Source organism: uncultured Muribaculum sp., from assembly GCF_910583865.1.
Classification (GTDB): domain Bacteria; phylum Bacteroidota; class Bacteroidia; order Bacteroidales; family Muribaculaceae; genus Muribaculum.
Genome location: NZ_CAJTYX010000013.1, coordinates 45,362 through 68,290 on the forward strand (window position 1 = coordinate 45,362; position 22,929 = coordinate 68,290).

The following is a 22,929-nucleotide window of genomic DNA, read 5'->3' on the forward strand; positions in this document are numbered from 1 at the left end:
AAACAGACTGTAAATCTAACCTCACTAATGGAATTAAAGAGAGTTGTCGTAACAGGACTCGGAACCCTCAACCCTCTGGGCAACGACGTGGAAACCACGTGGAAGAACGCCCTTGATGGAGTGAGCGGAGCCGGCCCTATTACACATTTTGACGCCTCTAAGTTCAAGACACAGTTTGCCTGCGAGGTTAAGGACTTCAACACCAACGATCATTTCGATCGCAAGAAGGCCCGTCAGCTCGACCTATACGCACAGTATGCGCTCGTGGCTGCCAAGCAGGCAATACAGGACGCGGCCCTCGACTACGAGGGGCTTGACAAGAACCGTGTCGGTGTCATCGTGGCTGCCGGCATCGGTGGTCTGCATACTTTCGAGGAGGAAGCGGGCTACTTCGCCCTCCACGGAGAAGAACAGGGGCCAAAATACAATCCTTTCTTCATCCCCAAGATGATCGCCGACATCGCAAGCGGCCATATCTCCATGGAGTATGGCTTCCACGGCCCTAATTACGGCGTGGTGTCGGCTTGCGCCACTTCCACCAACGCGATCATCGACGCGTACAACCTCATCCGTCTCGGAAAGGCTGACGCAATCGTCACAGGCGGTGCCGAGGCGGCCATCTACCCTGCGGGTGTAGGCGGATTCAACTCCATGCACGCCCTCTCCACCCGCAACGACAGCCCTGCCACCGCTTCGCGTCCGTTCAGCGCCTCGCGCGACGGATTCGTGATGGGCGAGGGTTCGGCGGTGCTCATCCTCGAAGAGCTTGAGCATGCCAAGGCACGTGGAGCCAAAATCTACGCTGAAGTCGTAGGTGGCGGAATGTCGGCTGATGCCTACCATCTCACTGCTACCCATCCCGAAGGGTTGGGCGCCAAGCTTGTGATGGAGAATGCGCTTGAGGATGCGGAGATGAAGCCTGAGGATATCGATTATATCAACGTGCATGGCACTTCGACACCGGTTGGCGACAAATCGGAGGTGAAGGCTATCAAGGAGGTGTTTGGCGATCATGCCTACAATCTCAACATCAGTTCTACCAAGTCGATGACAGGCCATCTCCTCGGCGCTACCGGAGCCCTGGAAGCTTTGTTCTGTGTCAAGGCTGTGCAGGACGATGTCGTGCCTCCTACCATCAACCATGCCGATGATGATCTTGATGAGGAGATTGATTATAATCTCAACTTCACCTTCAACAAGGCTCAGAAGCGCACCGTCAACGCCGCGTTGTCCAACACGTTCGGTTTCGGCGGCCACAACGCTTCGATCATTGTTAAGAAGTACGCTGAATAATCTTTATGCTTGCAGGCCTCTGTCTGCGTGCTGCTGATTATAAAATCTTATTATAGCGGTGTGCCGGAATTTTCGGTACACCGCTTTGCGGTTATTCATACACACTCTAAAGTCATGTGTGATCTGCCAAATACATTCAATATAATAGTCGCCGCAGGTAGCGGTTCGCGGTTCGGTGCCTATCTACCGAAGCAATTTTGCCTTTTGGCCGGACGTCCGGTGCTGTTCCATACAATCGAGGCGTTCAGACGGGCGTTGCCCGGAGGTGAGATACTGCTCGTGATCAGCGATGCGCATCGCGATTTGTGGCATGGCCTGTGCGACCGTCATGGCTTCGAGTCGCCGCTCATTGTTGGCGGTGGCGCGAGCCGCTGGGAATCGGTGCGTAATGCCGTCATGGCGATTGAAGCTCCTACGTCGGGCGATGTCATTACAGTGCACGACGGTGCTCGGCCTCTTGTGTCCGACCGGGTTATCCGCGAAGCCGTGATTGCAGCGGCACGCGACGGCGTGGACGGCGCAGTTCCGGCGGTTCCGGTAACCGACTCTGTTAGGATGCTCGACGATGATGGTGGGTCTGTGCCGCTGGTACGTCAGCGCCTGCGTGCCGTGCAGACTCCGCAGGCATTTCCGGCACATTTGCTCCGTGAGGCCTACGAACTGCCTTTCTCGACAGAATTCACCGACGACGCTTCGGTGATGTCAGCTGCCGGTCATTGCGGCATAGTGCTGACGGAAGGTTCATGCGAGAACATAAAGATAACGCATCCCGATGACCTTGCTTTGGCGGAGATGATACTGGCCCGTCGTGAGGGAAGCGCCGTGCGCACGGTGTGATTGCGTGAAAATGCCATTACGGGATAGGCTGATGGAATGACAATATCAATGTAGGTGGATGGAAAAGTTGCGCAACAGCAATGTCATGTATCTGCGCGGGATAGGACCGCGACGTGCCGAACTGCTCGACAAGCAGCTCGGCATACGCAGTTACCGTGACCTGCTGTATCACTTCCCGACGCGTTATGTCGACCGCTCCATGATGTATCGCGTGGCCGACTTTGACGGCGACATGCCGATGGTGCAGGTGCGCGGCAGGTTCATCACCATGAACGAGCAGGGCGACGGTGCCAAAAGACGTCTTGTCGGACTGTTCACCGACGGCACGCAGATGATGGAAGTGGTATGGTTTCGCCGCATCAAGCAGATCCGGGAAGCCTACCATCTCGACACGGAGTATGTTCTGTTCGGTAAACCGGAGGTTTTCAACAACCGCTGGTCGATGGTGCATCCTGAGATCGACACTCCGCAGTCGTTGACTGCGGCACAAGGTCTGAGAGGGGTCTACTCCCTCACCGAAAAGCTGACCGCTCAGGGGATAGGCACACGACAGCTGTTCGGTTGGGTGCAGAACGTGCTCGCCGCCACACCTGTGATCCGAGAGACGCTTCCACAGTCCATTATAGCGCGCCTGCGTCTGCCCGGGCTGCGCGAAGCCCTTGCCGACATACACAACCCGGCATCCAACGAACGGCTGCAGGCGGCACGACTGAGGCTGAAGTTCGAGGAGCTGTTCTACCTGCAGCTCGACATTCTCCGCTATAGCCGCCGGCGCAATGCTTCGATAGGCGGTTTCCGTTTCAGCCGCGTTGGCGACTATTTCAACCGGTTTTATTTCGAGCAGCTGCCGTTCCCGCTCACCGGGGCGCAGAAGAGGGTGATAAAAGAGATTCGCGCCGACATGGGGAGCGGTCGGCAGATGAACCGCCTGCTCCAGGGCGATGTAGGCAGCGGAAAAACTCTCGTGGCGCTACTTACCATGCTTATCGCCCTCGACAACGGCTACCAGGCATGCCTTATGGCGCCTACGGAGATTCTTGCCACACAGCATTATGCCACACTTAGTGAGCTTGTGGCTCCTCTCGGCGTGAACGTAAGATTGCTTACCGGCTCCACGCGCAAGAAGGAGCGCGATGTCATCCACGAGCAGTTGCTCGACGGCAGTCTGCACATTCTTGTCGGCACGCATGCCGTGATCGAGGACAACGTGTGTTTCCGCAATCTCGGCTTTGTGGTGATCGACGAGCAGCATCGTTTCGGAGTGGCGCAACGTGCGCGGCTCTGGGGCAAGAACAGCTGCGTGCCGCACGTGCTGGTAATGACAGCCACTCCCATACCCCGTACTCTCGCCATGACAGTCTATGGCGACCTGAGCGTCTCGGTCATTGACGAACTTCCGCCGGGACGCAAGCCTGTCACAACGCTTCTGCGCTATGAGGAGAATCGCGAGCAGGTATATCGCTCGGTAGGGCGGGAGCTTGCCGCAGGCAGGCAGGTCTACGTGGTGTATCCTCTTATCCAGGAAAATGAGAAACTCGACCTGCAATGTCTGGAGGAGGGATATGAGCGCATCTGCGAGACATTTCCGAGCTATAAGTCGAGCTTTGTCCACGGGCGCATGAAGCCTGCGGCCAAGGAGTACCAGATGAGTCAGTTCGCTTCGGGAGAGGCTCGTATATTGGTAGCCACCACGGTGATAGAGGTTGGCGTCAACGTGCCCAACGCGTCGGTGATGATTATCGAGAATGCCGAACGTTTCGGCTTGTCGCAGCTGCACCAGCTCCGCGGCAGAGTGGGACGGGGAGCGGCGCAGAGTTTCTGCATACTCATGTCGAAACGTAAGATTTCGGGCGACACGCGCAAACGGCTGGAGGTGATGACATCGACCACCGACGGTTTTGTTATAGCCGAGGCCGACATGAAGATGCGTGGTCCGGGCGATATCGAGGGCACGATGCAGAGCGGTCTGGCATTCGACCTCAAGATAGCGGATCTCGCGCGCGACGGCCAGATCGTGGAGCTTGCAAGGCGTGAGGCCGAGGCTCTGCTGGAGGCTGACCCTACGTTTTCGTCGCCCGACAATGCCGTGATTGCCAAAGAACTTTCGGCCAACACATCACGCAAGGTCGATTGGTCGCGGATAAGCTGACCGGGTTGATGTCAGCATCGATTGCTGAAAATGTTTTTTAACGTTTGATTAAGGCTGCGCAACATTCGCGCAAGCAGATTTGTTTAAAATATGTTGTAAAACATGTTTTAATAACTCGTTGATTGTCAGTGCGTTCTGGTGGTATTTTTGATATGCTTGTTGTTTTTCACACTTTTTAGCCGCCTTGATTCGGCCTAAACGGGCAAATTGTGTTATATTTGGGAAACGGACGATAGAAATGTTAAAAATCCAATTCTCATGGAGCAGACCTTAGTAATACTGAAACCGGCGGCAGTGCACCGCCACATCATGGGCGAAGTGATCTCCCGTTTTGAAAAGAAAGGGCTTTACATCACCGGTATGAAGATGATGCAGCTTGACGAGAGCATATTGCGTGAGCATTACGCGCATCTTGTCGAGAAACCTTTCTTCCCTTCGCTTCTGGAGTCGATGATGTCGACCCCGGTAGTCGTGATGTGTGTCGAGGGCAAGGATGCCGTCGAGGTGGTGCGGCTCATGGTCGGTGCCACCAACGGGCGCAAGGCGTTGCCCGGAACCATCCGCGGCGATTTCTCCATGAGCGGTCAGGAAAACATAGTCCATGCTTCCGACAGCGTGGATAATGCGCAGATCGAGCTTGCGCGCTTCTTCCGCAAGGGGGAAATTCTCGATTACAGGCCGTCGGATCTGAGATTCTATTACGCACCGGACGAATCGAAGTAACGACAAAAAAAGAAAGAGGAAATGCAGTTAAATATAGTAAAGATATCAGCCACATTACTTTTAGGATTAGCAGCAATTTTACCGGCTTCGGCGCAGGACTTGCGTCGCCCGGCACAGCATAACGCAAACCACGAGGATCTTCTCGCCATGCAAAAAACGATTTCTTCGGAAATCAAGCTGAAGGAGACCCTCGATTATATGGACGATCTTTTCAAGGAGGAGGAAGCTCCTGAAAATGACCTCTACGAGACATACAAGAACGACCGTACGGTCAATCCGTTCCGCAATGCCGACGTCCCCGAGACGGCAGTCATCGACGTGACTGAATTCTGCATGCCTACCATGGGCTATGTGACATCGCCCTACGGCTATCGTCGTCGCTTCCGCCGCATGCACAAGGGTATCGACCTCAAGGTGCAGATCGGCGACACTATCCGCGCGGCATTTTCCGGCTATGTGCGCCTGACCAACTTCGAGCGCCGTGGCTACGGCAACTACGTGATCCTAAGCCATAAGGATGGCTTCGAGACCATCTACGGCCACTTGTCGAAGTTCCTCGTAAAATCGGGTGAATACGTGAAGGCAGGCACTCCCATCGCTCTTGGCGGCAACACGGGCCGTTCTACCGGACCCCATCTCCACTTCGAGACACGCTTCATGGGCTATGCGATAAATCCGGCGGCCATATTCGACTTCGAGAACAAGACCACGCACACCGACACATATACCTTCAACAAGGCCACGTTCAAGAATGCACGCGACTACTCCCCGAAGAGTCGGTCAAAGTCGTCACTTGCTTCGAAAAGTTCAAAGAGCACTGCCGGCGGCGCGTCATACAAGGTAAGAAAAGGCGACAACCTTGGCAAGATAGCGCGTGCTCATGGCACCACTGTCGCTGCCATCAAGAAGGCAAACGGCCTCAAGAGCGACAATATCGCAGTAGGCCAGCGTCTGAAACTGTAGGTGTCAGAAGCCGTACCTGAGGTAACCCAGACCTTGGTAACCTGACATATATTAAAGATAACACACGGGAAGTAGATTATTCATAGGTCTGCTTCCCGTATTTTTTTCGAAACGATAATTTATTGCGATATGAAACGATTATTTATGGCTACCGCCTTGGCTGCGGTAGTAGCGGCGGGTTGGTGTGGTTCTAAAGACCCCATAGTGGCTAACCCGATCAGCCTCAATTATCAGTTCGGAATGGGCGGTGGCGACGAGCGCTCGCGCCGCGAGGCCGCCGATCCAGTGATTGAGATGTGGAATGACGATTACTATCTCTTTGCGTCGAAGTCAAGCGGCTACTGGCGTTCTCACGACCTCGCATCGTGGGAGTATATTCCCGCGCCGTCTATTGCCACCATCAATGAGTATGCGCCCACGGTGTGTGCCATTGACGGCGAATTCTATTTCATGGCTTCCGATGTCAACCGTATATTCAAGACCCTCACTCCCGAGGATGGCAACTCATGGGTGGAGGTGGAATGCCGGTTTCCGATCAAGCAGCATGACCCGTGCTTGTGGCAGGATGATGACGGACGTGTATTCCTATATTGGGGCTGTCATGACAAGGAGCCGATTTATGGCGTGGAGGTCGATGTGGCCGACGGCTTCGCTCCCAAGTGTGAGCCGGTGGTACTTATCGACCACAACATAGACAAATATGGTTGGGAGGTGCCCGGCGCGAACAATGAAGAGACCTTTCATCAAGGATGGAACGAAGGGCCTGCGATGCTGAAGCAGGATGGCAAATATTATCTCCAATATGCGGCTCCGGGCACGCAGTGGCGTATATACGGCGACGGTGTATATGTCGGTGATTCGCCACTCGGCCCGTTCACCTACATGGAGAGCAACCCGTTCTCCTTCAAGCCGGGTGGATTCATCGGGGGCGCAGGCCACGGCCACACCTTCCGCGACCGGTATGGCAACCTCTGGCATGTGGCAACGATGAAGATATCGGTACGCCACTGGTTTGAGCGCCGTTTGGGACTGTTCCCGGTGGTGCTTGACAGCAAGAAAAATACTATGCGCGCCATTACGGAATGGAGCGACTATCCATTCACGATACCGCAGCGCCGGTTCGACGCATCGAAGAAACAGTTGTCGTGCGGCTACAAGCAGCTTGCCGCCGGGGCGCAGGCGAAAGCATCATCTGAGAAGCTCGGACACGCAGCCGCCTCGGCCACCGACGATACAGTGGAAACATGGTGGGCAGCCGGGAGCGGACACAAGGGAGAGTGGCTGGAGGTGGACCTTGGCCGCGAATGCCGCATCAAGGCTCTACAGCCCAATTTCGCCGACGACAGCATGCAGGTGTTCGCCCCGTATGATTTTCCGGTAGTCTACAAATATCATATTGATGCTTCGAAGGATGGGAAGAGTTGGACTACCATGATCGACCGTAGCGCTAATACCGCCGACATGCCTCATGAGCTTGTCGTGCTCGACAAGCCGGTGGCCGCACGTTACGTCAGAATAGTCAACGACGAGGACATCGACGGAAACTTCTCGCTTTACGACTTGCGCGTGTTCGGCAGCGACAGCCGTAAACCTCTCGACAAAAAAGTGGCCAATACGGTGACGCGTGATGCTTCCGATCCGCGCCATATAATCGTGGAGTGGACTCCGGTCGATGGTGCCGAACGTTACATAGTGCGGTGGGGCGTGGCCGGATCGCGCCTGAGGCCCAACAGCGACGAGGTGCGCGGCACCACCGTCCTCGATGCCCGCTGGTACAACCGCGACACCGCCTATCACTTCGAAGTCACAGCCTACTGATAAAGTTACAACCTTATGAGCGGGAATAATACCCCGTTTCTTTGCGCACGGCATGCCTAACTGCGGGCATGCCGTGCTTGCTTTAGCCATAGTTTATGTCGGAATTCAGTGGTCTTGGCGAGCGTATACCGGCAGATAGGAAGAATGGCGTCGGTTTATGAAAGAATAGCGTCGGAGGATGTGGGTCGGTAATTCTAACTTTGGTTGGGTAAAATAACATATAATCGGCGATGGCCGGGCGTTAGTCAATACGTATTTTCCAGTGTGAATTACACAATATGTATTGATAATATTACCATTGTCGGTATGTGTAACTGTGATAACTGTATTTGAAAATTTATTATGTAAAATTTAATTTTTGTTTAAGTAATTTCTGTGATGAGTGTGTGTCTATTGTAGACTCATCGGGAAAATGAGTTTAAATTTTCAAACATATCTTTAACCAATTCTTTTACACATGACATTAAAACAAGCAGTAGCGCTGTCTACATTCTTAGTGGCATCGGCCGTCGGAGCAAATGCACAGCAGCCGTGGGCCGGATGCTGGTTTCCTGATGATGTGAGGGACTGGACTCCGCAATATGACAGGGATGCCAGATTCAATAAGTCGAGAGTAGAGTTGAAAAAACGTATATCCACCCCGGGGGCTATGAAAGCCAATTCCGAACAGGGCACACTTGGTCATGTCATGGTCGCATCCGTATCGTCCAAAATGTGCGGCCAGTGTTCCGCGCAGGGATTTGACAATTTCATCGGCTATAATCCCACCTATTGGCAATACATGGACAAGATGGTCAACTGGGGAGGCGCCGATGACGAAGGAATAATCGTGCCTCCTCCCGCCGGAACCATCGACGCAGCCCATGCACAGGGTGTCAAGGTCTACGCCAACATGTTCTTTCAGGCCACAACCAACGGTAAGCCCTGGGCAAAGCAGATTCTTACTGAAGAGAACGGTGTCTATCCCTATGCAAGAAAATTGGTGGAGATGGCGCTTTATTACGGTTTCGACGGATATTTCATAAACGACGAATCTAATCAAGGACTCCACTCCTATTGGACATCGTGGATAAAAGACTTCTATAAGGCATGTGACGAGGTCGGCGACAACAACCTCGAGATCATCTGGTATGACGCAAGCGACAAGCCGGATATTGAGAAACTGAACACTCATCCCAGAACGTCGCATTTCATCGATTACCAGTACTGGTATAACTATGACATGAATTTCCATAATCTGGCATCGCAGATCAACACCACGTTTGAGAATACCTTCAACAAGGTCTACAATGGTGTCGAGTGTGCCATGGAGGGCTATCAGGGATTTGGTGCACATCTTGACCGCAATTTCCCGCGCAACGGCGAGCATATAGGCTCTATGGCCTTGTTCTGTCCTGAGGAACCCCATTGGAAGAATTTTGTCAACGGGCTGTTCTTCACCGAGAATGCCCGTGGCGAAGAGGCTTACAAGGCGATGAAGTCGACATTTGAACGCGAGCGCGCCACCTGGGTCAACAACTCAGGAGATCCCTCCACCACGTCCACTACATGGCGCGGCATCTCGGGCTGTGTGGTCGAGGCTTCTACGATAGACGGGTTCCCCTTCATCACCTCCTTCAACGTAGGCAACGGCAAGCACCGTTTTGCCCAGGGGAAGAAGCTCTGCACACGCGACTGGAGCTTTGCCGGAATGCAGAGCTATATGCCGACGTGGCGATATTGGATAGAGGGTGGTGACAAGCTTGTCGAGTCGATTGATTGGGATGACGCATACTCCGGCGGTAATTCGATAAAGATTTCAGGCACGCTGTCGGCAGGCTCTCATCTTATGCGCCTGTTCAAGACCATGGCCGCCTGTGATGGTGGAGAACTGAAGCTTACCTACAAGAGCACCAATACTGTAGTTCCCGTCCTACGTTTGTCGACCACATCGAGCACGAATACAGATATCGAGATCTCCGCGAAAGGCACTTCCACATCTAACGGATGGACCATAGCCAACTATGATCTTTCGTCGGTCAAGGGCAAGACAATCTATCTGGTCGGATTCGACCTGAAGGCCGACATCGAGCTTGCCAACTATGAGATGAAACTCGGACAGCTTACGATTACTCCCGCAGGGTATTCTCCGAAGCCAGTAGAGATCAGCGCTCTGAATCTGGAGAACAAGCTTGGCAACAAGGGCGGCGACATGCGCCTCACATGGGACTGGGCCGACAACAGCGACCTTGATCATTTTGATATATATGTGGTGTCACCTTCCGGCAACCGCACGCTCGCAGGTCAAACCAGAGGCGAGGCGTTCTACATCCCCGAGATAGTGCGTGACGGCAATGACGTAAATGTCACCATAGAAGTGGTGTCAGTAATGAAAGATGGCAAAGAGGGTGTAAAGAAGAGCGCCGTGGCAGAGTTCGAGCCTGAGACCGCTCCGGTGGTCACGATTACCACCTCAAGCAGCTATGCCAAGAAGGGTGATGTGATAACCCTCACAGCAACGGGCACGTTCAATCCCACATCATGCCGTTGGGAGATTCCAGAAGGATTGACTCTGGAAAATGGATCTTCCATAACCGATTTCAGTGTCCGCGTAAAGGTGGATGCACTCGGCTCGTTCAAGGCCAAGGCTTTCCTCACCAACAATATCGGCGAAGGGTCTGCCGAACGTTTCGTGGTGGATGGACTTTCCGATGATGCTTACGCAGGCGTATCAAACGTGGCATTGCTGAAGAAGATTGTCGGCGAGAGCGCTCCGTTCCAGTCCAACCAATCGGCGGAAATGCTCGTTGACGGAGACAAGACCCCTGTCAATTCGGATGAAAAGTGGCATTCTGTTTCCAAAAAGCCGTTTGCGGAGATTGACCTTCAGGATAATTATAAGATTTACGGGTTCGGACTGTTTGATTGCAAATCAGGCAACGACAATAGCGCCAATCTGCCCAATTACAAAATCGAGGTGAGCCGTGACGGGACAGACTGGACCGAAGTGGTCGATCACCGTAACAGCTCTGACGAGAATGTCAAATACGATTACATAGAGCCTGTCGTGGCTCGCTACGTTCGTCTCGCACCGTATCATACCAACACGATTACTACACGCGTCTGGGAATTTGAGGTATATGGATGCGATGTCACATCAATGACCATCGACTGCCCGGCGGAAATCGTTGTCAATGTCAATGACACAAAGACCTTCAAGGTAGGATACAACCTCAACGGCGAGGCACGCGCCGACAACTTCGGACTTACCGTGGAGGGCTCCGACAATTCCGTCAGGGTTGAAAGCGTGGTCGAGGACAAGGCCCAGAGTGCGTTCGATGTCACGATAGCGGGTGGTGATGTATATCGTATCTCATCGTTGAGCGTATTGCTGACCAACGGCGAATTCAGCCGCCAGCGTGATGTGAAGGTATATGTCGAGGATCCTGCGGAAGAAAGCCTTGCCAAGGGCGTGAAAGCGACCGTCTACCACTTCAACAAAGGGATGGATCCCAATGCCCCCATGACATTCTATTATGGCTCGCAAGCTTACACGAAGCTCGAACTGAATAACCTTACCGACGGCGATGTGACAACGGATGTACTCACCTCTTTGGAAAAGCCGTCAACGTACACCTACGACCTTTATGTAGACTTTTCACTGAAGGAGAGCGCCAAGATCGGTCGTGTGAAGATTTCATTCCCCTACAATAACTATGCGGAGAATGAAAACGGCACAATGTTGGAGATTGTCGATGCATTTATCATCCAGGATGCCCGGCGTGCTTCCTCAAACAAGTACACCGACCTCGGATCGGCAAAGAACATAGGCAGACGCGATTATTATCAATACGTGTTTGACGAGCCTGTCGATGTAAAGGATTTCCGTATCCGTTTCAACATCAAGGCGCTCGCATATCCTGCCCTTGCCGAAATAGAGGTGTATCCCTATAAGGAGACTACAGGAATAGAGGAAATCGAATCGGGTTTCGGGATTGCAGTCTCCGCGATTTACGACCTATATGGCCGCAAGGTCGAGAATCCGGTCGCAGGCATATATGTAGTAGTGTATGCCGACGGATCGACAAAGAAAATCTACGTAAAATAAATTTACCATTAACCTGATATATCTAATGAATTTAAAGCAATTTCTTGCAACATCAGCTCTCGTCCTGGCCGCTTTCGGCCCGGGCGAGATGCTTGCGCAGCAGCCGTATGCGGGTTGCTGGATGCCGAGTTATGTCAAGACATGGACTCCGGAGTCGGACCGCGATGTGAAGTTCAACCGTTCGCGAGTACCGTTGAAGAAGCGTGTAGTCACCCCGGAAGTGATGAAGGCCAATGCCGACCAGGGCACTTTCGGGCAGATTATGCTGACGTCGGTGACGGCAAAGATGTGCTCGCAGACATCGGCACAGGGTTTCGATAATTTCATAGGCTATAATCCGACTTACTGGCAGTATGTCGACAAGTTCGTCAACTGGGGTGGTGCCGACGACGAAGGCCTTGTCGTACTTCCTCCAGCAGGCACGGTCGATGCCGCGCATGCTCAGGGCGTGAAAGTATTCGCCAATCTGTTCTTTCACAACACCGGCGACTCGCGTAACCACAACCGCGACCTGCTTGTGAAGGAGAACGGCACATATCCCGTCGCCGAGAAGCTTGTGGAAATAGCGCGCTACTATGGTTTCGACGGATACTTCATAAACAACGAATGTTTTGTTGAGCGCACGAAAGGTTGGCTTCCGTGGGTCAAGGCTTTCTATGACAAATGCGAGGCACTTGGCGACGACAACCTTGAGCTGGTATGGTACGACAACTCCACCGTGCCCGATATCGCAATGCTGAAAAGCGGTAAGCGCACATGCCACTTCCTTGACTATGGCTACAATAACCCCGATGTAAAGGAATATGCATCGCAGGTCGGAGTATCGGAGGGTATGTATTCCATAAGATATACAATGGCGTGGAGTGTGCACGCTCAGGTTTGCTGGGCTACAATGGCGATCTCGACGGAGCTTTTCCGCGTGGTGGTGACCACAAGGGTTCGCTCGCGTTGTTCAATCCCGAGGAAGGTACATGGAAGAGCAATGTCAACAAGCTATTCAACACTGCCGATGCGCGCGGCGAAAAGGCCTACGAGGCCATGCGCAAGACATTCGAGAACGAGCGCAACACGTGGGTCAACGTCGCCGGCGACCCGTCGGATGTTAGCAGCACCACTTGGCGCGGCTTCTCCGGATGTATCGTCGAGGCAACTACAATCGACGGTTTCCCTTTTATCTCCAATTTCAATGTAGGCAACGGCAAGCACCGTTTCTTCGACGGACAGAGGCTCGGCACACGCGACTGGAGCCATTCGGGCATGCAGAGCTATCTGCCTACCTGGCGCTGGTGGATAGAGAACGGCGACGGCCTGAAGGAGAGCATCGACTGGGATGACGCATATGCCGGCGGCAACTCTATGCTGATTTCCGGCAACCTAAGTTCAGGAGACCATCTGGTGCTCCTGTTCAAGATGGCTGCCAAATGCGACGGAGGAAAGGCCCGGTTGGTCTACAAGTCAAACAATACGGTCGCTCCGACACTTCGTCTGTCGACCACTTCCTCCGTCAATCCCGACGTCGAGCTGACAGCGACAGTAACCACCGTCAACGGCTGGTCCGTGGCTGAATATGACCTGACGTCTGTGGCCGGAAAGCCCGTTTATATGGCGGGTGTCAACCTGAAGGCAGCCGGCGCTATTGCCAATTATGAGATGCATCTCGGTCAGCTTGCCATTATCCCTGACGGATATGCTCCGGCTGCTGCGTCAATCTCCAACCTCAAGGTCGAAAAGGCTCTCGGCGAGGAGGGTGGCGACCTGCGTATCACCTGGGACTGGACTGAAAATGCCGATGTCGATTATTTCAATGTATATACCGTAGACCATAAGAATGTGCGTACGCTTGTGGGCCAGACGCGCGACGAGGGTTTTTACGTGCCGGAAGTCAAGCGCGAAGGCAAAGAGTCCGGTATCGGAATCGAGGTAGTGGCCGTGATGAAGGATGGACGTGAAGGTGCCAAGGAGACGATGACAGCGGAATATCCCAAGGCGCAGCTTCCCAAGCCAAAGGTTGTCAACGGAAAAAGCTACCTTAAGGTTGGTGAAACTACCACCATCAGCGCAACGAGCGAAGATAAGACCACTGCATGCAAATGGATTCTTCCGGAAGGACTCGAATTTGCTGACGGCAGCAAGGAAAATGACTATGAAATCAAAGTCAAGGCCACTGCCGCAGGCCGCAAGATTGCTAAAGTAGAACTTACCAACGAGGCCGGGACAGGCTCGGTCGAGGGATTCGTGGCCGACGTGCTGTCTGACGAGGAGTATGCTGAGGTGAAGAACGTTGTCCTCGGCAAAAAGTCGACTGAGGCATCGACAACAATGTATGGCGGACCGGAACTGCTTGTCGACGGGAACAACACGTCCAACAGCATACTTGACAAATGGTCGTCGCGCGGCGATTCGCCTTATGCTTCATTTGACCTCGGCGACATATACCAGATCTACGGTTTTGGAATATATGACCTCAATAATGGCAGCGGCTACAAGAATTTTGACAAATACCGTATCTACATAAGCCAGGATGGCAGCGAATGGACTGAAATGGTAAACCGTACTGGGCGTGTAGGGGATGAAATTAAGTATGACTATCTGATGCCATGCGCCGCCCGCTATGTCAAGCTGAATCCTTACGGGTTGGGGGCGTTCGGCTCTGTGGCCGTTACGGAATTTGAGGTGTATGGCCGCGAAAGTGCCGCCATCAATTTCGACGGGCCTAAAGAGATTACCGCATATTCCGGCGAAGCAGTGGGCGTCACCGTTGCCTACGACCTGAAGGGCGCTGCCCACAGCGATGATTTCGACTATAACGTGGTTGCCGGCGGCAATCTGTCGGTAAGCAATGTCAAGGATGATGCCGCCAAGTCGGAAATCACGTTTGATGTAGTTGCCGAGCGCGTGTTCGGGCACTCCAAACTCACCGTCAAGGTGAACAACGGAGGCGGATGGCGAGAATTCGGTATTGATGTTGATATAGATGTGCCGGATGCCGAGAGCGCGATAAAGGGTCTGCCTGTAGAGGTGCGCAAATATTCCGCCAACTATTCGGAAGATGCCGCTTACACTCCGACAAGTGTGGGCACTCTGACCGATGGAAATACCGAGAAGGAAACTCTTGAAGAGGCATGTCCCGACGCGTCGCTGTACGAATATGATGTATGGGCTGTGGCCGATGCAGGCAAGACGCTCAACATTTCCAAGATAAAGGCCTACATCCCGGCATCGAACTATGGCATCAACGCCAATGATGTCGAAGGCATTGTCAACAAGGAGATTGCGTTCAAGGTGAGCGACGACGGCAAGATATGGAAGGACGTCAAGGTGTTCACCGGGCTTGGCCGTGAGTCGTCCCTGACGTGCATCCTCCCATCGTTTGTAGAAGCCCGCTATGTGGCTGTGGCATGCAATGTCAATCCTTACTTCTATGGCTCTTTGGCCGAGGTAGAGGTGTTCGAGCAGATTGCCGACAGGATTCCCGTGACCCGCGCGATTGCCATAAAGAGCGGATATAATTATGACGTGATCGCCGAGGCTTCCGACATCAAGTCGGCTACCACCGGTGCTCTGGATGGCGAGGGATGGGTGCTCTACACGGAAGATGTCAGGGCTTCCGGCTCGATTCCGGCTATAGACGGCATGATTACGTCGAGTACTTCAATCCCTTATCAGCTTGGCAGCTATGACAAGCCGAACGGCATGACTCTTTCGAAGAGCGAATCGGGCACTCTGGAGTTCGAGCAACCTGTCAATGCCGAAAAACTTTACCTGCTCACAATCAGTGCCGATGGAAGCGGCAAGGCTAATGTCACAGTCAACTATGAGGATGGCAGTAAAGAATCCGTACAGACGATTGTCACCACTGACTGGTATGCATCTTACGACAATGGATATGCGGTTTACGGCCTGGGACGTGTCAACCGTGCAGGCATGAACTTCGACACACGTAACTATTTCCTCATGACCGAGGCTACCATCGAGGCCAACGTGTCGAAGAAAGCGGTTTCCGTTACCGTCGATAATACATCCTCTAACCGTCCGACCGTACTTGCCGTGTCGATGACCGGAATCAACAGCACTTCGGGTATCGATGACGTCGCTACCGACGGTGTGGATGGCGAGGTTGCCGGCATCTATAATCTTCAGGGCGTGCGCGTGGAGAATCCCGGGCGTGGCATACATATCGTCGTCTACAGCGACGGCACGACGAAGAAGGTGCTTTTCCGCTGATATGGCTGAGTGAAAACCATTGCTTCAGGTTTGCATAGATTCTTTAAGATTCATTGAGGGGCGGCGCACCGGTTATCGGCGCGCCGCTTTTTATGCCAATATCGGTTGTCAGGAAGATGAATTTTGAAGGATTGCATAAATTTTATAACTTTATGTTAAGTAATATTGCCTACGAGTGTGTCTCTATTACGGATAGCGTGTGCTATCTATTAACCAATTCATATACACATGAAAGTCAAATTTTTACTTGCTGCGGCCGTAATGCATTGGGCTGCAATTAATTATGGGGGGGGGGTATTTATGCTCAACAACCCTATGCCGGATGCTGGTTCCCTAATGACGTAAAGAACTGGACTCCCGATTACGATAAGGACGCGAAGTTCAATCGTTCGCGCGTGCCTTTAAAAAAGCGCATCGCCACACCTGAGGCGATAAAAGCCAATAACGAGCAGTTTGCCGAAGGGCAAGTTATGGTTGCTTCGACCACCTCTAAGATGTGTTCTCAAACCTCGTCGCAGGGATTTGATAATTTCATCGGCTATAATCCGACCTACTGGCAGTATATGGAGAAATTCGTAAATTGGGGCGGTGCGGATAATGAGGGTGTCGTTTCTTTTCCTTCTCCGGGGATTATTGATGCTGCCCATGCCCAAGGAGTAAAGGTATTTGCCACCATATTCCTGTATCCGGGCGGATTGGGCGCAAAATGGGGAAAGGAATTTTTGACCAAGGAGGCCGATGGAACATTCAAATGTGCCGACCGGCTCTACGAAATGGCGAAATTCTATGGAATAGACGGGTATTTCATCAATAATGAGGCTTATTCATCCGATGAATGGGGTAATTTTATTGAGGCCATTGATAAGGCTGCTGAGGAGGCCGGGGATGACAATATGGAAATTGTCTGGTATGATGCCTCCCAAACTCCTAATGTGAAAATTATAAAACGAGGTGCTCGTACTTCTCATTTCCTTGACTATCCGGGTGGCCCTGGTGACTATAGTTCTTATGCGGAATCTATAGGAATTCCCGAAAAGGATATATTCCATCGAGTATATGGCGGAATAGAATGCGCGTCCGCAGGCTTGGCGGGATACAGCTATAGTCTTGATAAAGCATTCGGGCGTACTGGACATGTAGGCTCCGTAGGTCTGTTCTGTCCGGAAGAAGGAACTTGGAAAGCAAACGTGGAGAAACTGTTCTTTACAGAGGATGCGAAAGGCGAGGTTGCCTATAAGGCGATGGAAAAGACCTTTGAAAATGAGCGCATCACCTGGGTGAACCGAAAGGGAGATCCATCAAAGATAGAAAATCAGTCGGGATTATACCCTTGGAGAGGTATATCCGGATGTGTGGTAGAGGCCTCTACTATTGATGGCTTCCCGTTTATCACCTCGTTTAATGTCGGCAACGGCAAATCTCGTTTTGTAGAAGGCGTCAATGCCGGTTCGAGAGACTGGAGTCATCCGGGAATGCAGAGTTATCTTCCTACGTGGAGATGGTGGATTGAGAACGGGGATGCTCTCCGCGAATCGATTGACTGGGACGATGCTTATGACGGTGGTAACTCGATTCTCATATCTGGATCTCTTACGGAGGGTTCGCACCTGATGCGTCTATATAAGAGTGCGGCTTCGTGCAACGGGGGTATATTGCGTCTGGTCTATAAGAGTAACAACCCAGTTGCGCCTGTGCTTCATCTATCCACCGAAATGGTTGTTAATCCCGACATTGAAATAACGGCACAAGGAATATCGCAGATCAATGGATGGACTGTGGCGGAATACAATCTTTTCCCGGCCAAGGGCAAGACAATATATATGATAGCTCTCGACCTGAAGGCCGATGCCGCTATTTCAAACTATGAGATGCGTCTCGGTCAGCTGGTCGTCATTCCTGATGGATTTGCTCCTAAACCTGTGGATGTGGCGAATCTTGCCATAGAGAATAGTCTTAGCGCGGAGGGCGGCGACTTACGTGTGGTCTGGGATTGGAATGACAATGTCGACTTCGATCACTTTAATATATATATGATTGATTCGGGTAACAATCGTACTTTGGTCGGTCAGACTCGTGACGAGGCGTATTATATTCCTGAAGTCAGGAGACAGGGCTCTGAGTCCGGTGTCACGATTGAGGTTTTGCCGGTGATGAAAGATGCCTCCACCGGCACTCCCAAGCGTGTGACGGCTGACTATCCCCGACAGACGGTGCCGGTAGTAGAGATCAGAAGGGGCGTCTCATATGCGAAAATCGGTATGGAGATTGTGCTTACCGCAAAGGGTACATGCAATCCGACGACTTGCAAATGGATATTGCCGGAAGGCCTGGAGTTTGTAGAGGGATTTGACGGTACGGAGTTTGAAACCAAGGTAAAAGGCGACGTTATCGGATCGTACACCGTGAAAGCATTGCTGGCTAATGAGATTGGAACCGGTGAACTGGAAGCTTTCGCTTTTGAAGTCATGTCGGAAGAGGATTATGCCAAGATATACAATGTCGCCTTGGATAAGACCATATTGGAGGAGTCGGATCCTTCTGATTGGGACAAAGCGGCAAAGTATCTTATCGATGGAGGAAAATTTCCGTATTATAGTTGGTCCTCGACAAATCCTCATGTGGTTATCGACCTGATTGAGCCGTATATGATCTATGGCTTCGCGATATTCGATAATAAATCGAATTCCCGCAACGGGTTGAATTTCTGGAATTACCGCATTTTCTTGAGTGATGATGCGAAAGTCTGGAGCGAAGTGATAAACGAGACTAATCGTGAGAAAGATGACATTAAATATGATTACATCGCACCGCATAAAGCCCGTTATGTGAAGTTGGTTCCATATGCTCGAGGTGTCATTACTCCCAATATATGGGAATTTGAGGTGTATGGATCCGAAGCTGAAACGATCAAAATCGATGCACCTGCGGAAGTTGCCGTGAATAACGCAGAGGAGACATGCGTGAGAGTCGGATATGACATAATCGGAAGCCTGCGAGATGAGAATTTCACGTATGAGGTAAAGGCTCGGGATGAATACGTGCATGTTAGTGATATCATGGATGACCCTGACAAGCACGAGATTCAGTTCCATGTAATTTCCACCAAGGATATGTTCGGAGTGTCATCATTGACTGTGACGTTTGATAACCACGGTGTGGTACGAAGCCGTGATATTGCTGTGGCGATAGAGCGGAAAAGTGCGGTCAATGTCTTAAAAGGGCTTCCTGCGGAGGTGCGTAAATATGATGGAGATTATACCATAGGAGCCAACTATACGTCTTATGTCGTTTCGACTTTAACCGACGGGAATACTGGAAAAGACGCCTTTGAGGTGATTGAAGAGTCATCCATGTCGAGGTATGATGTCTGGGCCATAGTAGATGCAGGCCGTTATATCAATCTTTCCAAAGTTGCGCTCCATATTCCGGAGAACAATTACGGATTGAATGCCAATGACGTGGAAGGTCTGGTAAATAAAGAAATCACCATCAAAGTGAGCGTTGATGGCCAGAAATGGAAGGACGTTAGAACATTCAGTAATCTTGATCGAATCTCAGAATTGGCTTGCACCCTTCCAGCATGCCTTGAAGTGCGTTATATTGCCGTAGCATGTGACGTAAATATGTACTTCTATGGGGCACTTGCCGAGATTGAGGCTTATGAGCAAAATGAGAGGGAGCTTTCTTCGACGCGTCCGATCCTGATAAAGGATGGTTTTAATGTCGATGTCATCGCAGAAAGCAGTGTTATATCCGAAGTAACCACCGATGGCTTCGATGGACAGGGATTTGTGTTCTATTCTTCGGATGTGAAGGAGGCCGGTTCTTTGCCTAGCGACGGCATGCTCGTGTCGATAAGCGGGACGCAATATTCCCTTGGCGCTTATGACGGGAATAATGGCCTTAAAATTCCCAAATGGGAAGGGGAGGGAAATTTGGAATTCCTCTCGCCTGTGGCAACGGAAAAATTATATGTATTGATTGTATGTGCCGATGGTAGCCGGGAGATCTCTGTGACTGTAAATTATGACGACGGAACTAACAGTGGGCCGATTAGCGTCAATACTTATGACTGGTATGCTGAAGCTGCATATGAATGGAATGGGTGTGCTGTATATGGTCTTGGTCGTGTAAGCCGTAAAGGCGCACAATTTGATAACAGATATAAATTCATGATGACAGAAAGCGTGATTGATACGGATAAGTCAAAGAATATAGTATCATTGCATTTTGAGAACATGACGCCATGTCAACCAACGATAATGGCTGTTTCTGCTGTAAGGAATAGTGGCCTCTCGGGAACCTTCGACATTATTAATGATCTTGATTCGCCAAAGGAGATGGTAGGAGTCTATAATCTTCAGGGCGTGCGCGTGGAGAATCCCGGGCGTGGCATACATATCGTCGTCTACAGCGACGGCACGACGAAGAAGGTGCTTTTCCGCTGATATGGCTGAGTGAAAATCATTGCTTCAGGTTTGCATAGATTCTTTAAGATTCATTGAGGGGCGGCGCGTCGGTTATCGGCGCGCCGCTTTTCAATTATGTCGGTGGAATTTATTACCTTTGCAGTCGTAAGACCGGTCCGCACGGGTTCAGCCGGTAGAGACTGTTACAAATCTTTAAAACAACATATTATGGCAAAGAAAGCACTTTTGATGATTCTCGACGGATGGGGTCTCGGCAACCATTCGAAGGGTGATGTGATTTTTAACACTCCGACCCCTTACTGGGACTATCTGATGAGCACCTACCCCCACTCCCAGCTTCAGGCTTCGGGTGAGAACGTCGGTCTGCCCGACGGACAGATGGGCAACTCGGAGGTGGGCCATCTCAATATAGGGGCCGGCCGCGTGGTCTACCAGGATCTGGTGAAGATCAACAAGGCATGCGAGGACGGTTCAATCCTGAAGAATCCGGAAATCGTCAACGCGTTCAGCTATGCCCGTGACAACGGCAAGGCTATCCACTTCATGGGACTGACATCGAACGGCGGCGTTCACTCTTCGCTCGACCATCTTTTCGCCCTGTGCGATATAGCCAAAGAATACGGTCTGGAGAAGGTGTATATCCACTGCTTCATGGATGGCCGCGACACCGACCCGCGCAGCGGCAAGGGATTCATCGAGGAGCTTGAGGCGCATTGCGTGAAGTCGGCAGGCAAGGTGGCATCAATCATAGGCCGCTACTATGCCATGGACCGCGACAAGCGCTGGGAGCGCGTGAAAGAGGCCTACGACCTGCTCGTGAACGGCATCGGCAAGAAGAGCGCCGACATGGTTCAGGCCATGCAGGAATCGTATGACGCCGATGTGACCGACGAATTCGTGAAGCCTATCGTGAACTCTACCGTCGACGGCACTATCAAGGATGGCGATGCCGTGATTTTCTTCAACTACCGCAACGACCGTGCAAAGGAGCTTACGATGGTGCTCACCCAGCGCGACATGCCCGAGGCCGGGATGCACACCATCCCCGGACTACAGTATTACTGCATGACTCCTTACGATGCCTCCTTTACCGGCGTGCATATCCTTTTCGACAAGGAGAACGTGACCAACACACTCGGCGAATATCTTTCGTCGCTCGATAAGAAGCAGCTCCATATCGCCGAGACCGAGAAGTATGCCCATGTGACCTTCTTCTTCAACGGCGGCCGCGAGGCTCCCTATGAGGGCGAAGAGCGCATCCTCGTGGCCTCTCCCAAGGTGGCGACCTACGACCTCAAGCCTGAGATGAGCGCCTATGAGGTGAAAGACAAGCTCGTGGAGGCAATCAAGAGCCAGGAATATGACTTCATTGTTGTGAACTACGCCAACGGCGACATGGTGGGCCACACCGGCGTGTATGAGGCGATAGAGAAGGCCGTGAAAGCCGTGGATGCTTGCGTCAAGGACACCGTCGAGGCCGCCAAGGAGGCTGATTATGAGGTGATAATCATAGCCGACCACGGCAATGCCGACAATGCCATCAATGCCGATGGCACTCCCAACACGGCCCACTCGCTCAACCCCGTTCCATGCATCTACGTGACGGAGCGCAAGGATGCCCACGTGGGGGATGGTCGTCTGGCCGACGTGGCTCCTACGGTGCTCAAGATCATGGGTCTTGCGCAGCCTGCCGAAATGACCGGGCATGCGCTTATCGGCTGATATGCGTGTCGAGTGGTAATTGTCGCGAGACAGACCAAGATTAATAACGGCGATGTGTCAGTGGAATGCGACACATCGCCGTTTTTTGTGGCCGGAGATGGCGATAAGGCCGCCAATAACCCACACCGTTTGTCTTGCCGTATTTTGGCAGTAATTGATATTGGTAGCGCATTTTCTGTCAATTTGCCCGCTCAGTGGCGCTAAAAAGGCTTTAATAATGAAATTATTGTTAAATCGATGGCAAAATGTACGGAAATATTTTGCAGGAATTAGAGAGATGTCTATCTTTGCAACGTGTTTTTCATGGTATTAGATTTAAGGTTAACTAAGATTGGTTGTCGGGATGACAATCAATTTTTTTTATGCCCATAAGTCTGTTCGCTGATACTGGGTCAATAGTTATTTAGTGGGGACAGAATAACGCGCAGAGCACACGAAATTATAAATCGCACAGAGCTTACTGAGTGCATCGAGAATAAATGGCTAATGCTCTTTCTATCTCTGCGTTCCTTGTGTGAGTTTAATTCCTCAATAGAACCGAGCACATTATTATTTTAGAAATTTTAGTATCTGAAATTTTGCAGAACGGTGTCCAACCTTTAACTTTGCAGGGATACACTATTCTTATGGGGCTGACTGGCTTTGACAGCGTGTAGAGGTGGTGTGTAAGCATGCAGAGCGAT

The 22,929-nt window shown here is 51.7% G+C and carries 10 protein-coding genes and 1 pseudogene; all 11 read left to right on the top strand.

Going from position 1 to position 22,929, the window contains the following annotated elements:
- Window positions 1–27: 27 nt before the first annotated feature.
- The 11 genes and pseudogenes from fabF to gpmI all read left to right on the top strand — a co-directional run bounded on the left by fabF (window position 28) and on the right by gpmI (window position 22,246).
- Window positions 28–1,293, top strand: coding sequence for a beta-ketoacyl-ACP synthase II (gene fabF / locus QZ303_RS04470; protein ID WP_295729702.1), 1,266 nt, complete (start codon window positions 28–30; stop codon window positions 1,291–1,293).
- A gap of 114 nt (window positions 1,294–1,407) precedes the next feature.
- The gene (locus QZ303_RS04475; RefSeq protein WP_295729705.1) at window positions 1,408–2,130 is read left to right on the top strand and encodes a 2-C-methyl-D-erythritol 4-phosphate cytidylyltransferase; all 723 of its coding nucleotides are present in this window, start codon (window positions 1,408–1,410) and stop codon (window positions 2,128–2,130) included.
- A gap of 58 nt (window positions 2,131–2,188) precedes the next feature.
- Window positions 2,189–4,279 (top strand): ATP-dependent DNA helicase RecG, encoded by a 2,091-nt coding sequence (gene recG, locus QZ303_RS04480; protein WP_295729707.1) that lies wholly within the window; start codon window positions 2,189–2,191, stop codon window positions 4,277–4,279.
- A 258-nt stretch (window positions 4,280–4,537) separates the two neighbouring features.
- The gene (gene ndk, locus QZ303_RS04485; protein ID WP_295729709.1) at window positions 4,538–5,002 is read left to right on the top strand and encodes a nucleoside-diphosphate kinase; all 465 of its coding nucleotides are present in this window, start codon (window positions 4,538–4,540) and stop codon (window positions 5,000–5,002) included.
- Window positions 5,003–5,149: 147 nt separating this feature from the next.
- Window positions 5,150–5,965 carry a peptidoglycan DD-metalloendopeptidase family protein gene (locus QZ303_RS04490; protein ID WP_295729712.1) on the top strand — a complete coding sequence of 272 codons (816 nt, stop codon included), beginning with the start codon at window positions 5,150–5,152 and terminating at the stop codon, window positions 5,963–5,965.
- Between the two features lie 129 nt (window positions 5,966–6,094).
- Window positions 6,095–7,783: a family 43 glycosylhydrolase gene (locus tag QZ303_RS04495; protein WP_295729714.1), complete on the top strand. Its 1,689-nt coding sequence runs from the start codon at window positions 6,095–6,097 to the stop codon at window positions 7,781–7,783.
- A gap of 457 nt (window positions 7,784–8,240) precedes the next feature.
- Window positions 8,241–11,870: a discoidin domain-containing protein gene (locus QZ303_RS04500; RefSeq protein ID WP_295729718.1), complete on the top strand. Its 3,630-nt coding sequence runs from the start codon at window positions 8,241–8,243 to the stop codon at window positions 11,868–11,870.
- Between the two features lie 286 nt (window positions 11,871–12,156).
- Window positions 12,157–12,579: pseudogene (locus QZ303_RS04505) on the top strand (carbohydrate-binding protein); the annotation flags it as partial.
- Window positions 12,580–12,728: 149 nt separating this feature from the next.
- Window positions 12,729–16,094 carry a discoidin domain-containing protein gene (locus QZ303_RS04510; RefSeq protein WP_295729721.1) on the top strand — a complete coding sequence of 1,122 codons (3,366 nt, stop codon included), beginning with the start codon at window positions 12,729–12,731 and terminating at the stop codon, window positions 16,092–16,094.
- Window positions 16,095–16,489: 395 nt separating this feature from the next.
- Window positions 16,490–20,542, top strand: coding sequence for a discoidin domain-containing protein (locus tag QZ303_RS04515; protein ID WP_295729723.1), 4,053 nt, complete (start codon window positions 16,490–16,492; stop codon window positions 20,540–20,542).
- 189 nt (window positions 20,543–20,731) lie between these two features.
- Window positions 20,732–22,246: a 2,3-bisphosphoglycerate-independent phosphoglycerate mutase gene (gene gpmI, locus QZ303_RS04520; RefSeq protein WP_295729725.1), complete on the top strand. Its 1,515-nt coding sequence runs from the start codon at window positions 20,732–20,734 to the stop codon at window positions 22,244–22,246.
- The last annotated feature ends 683 nt before the right edge of the window (window positions 22,247–22,929 follow it).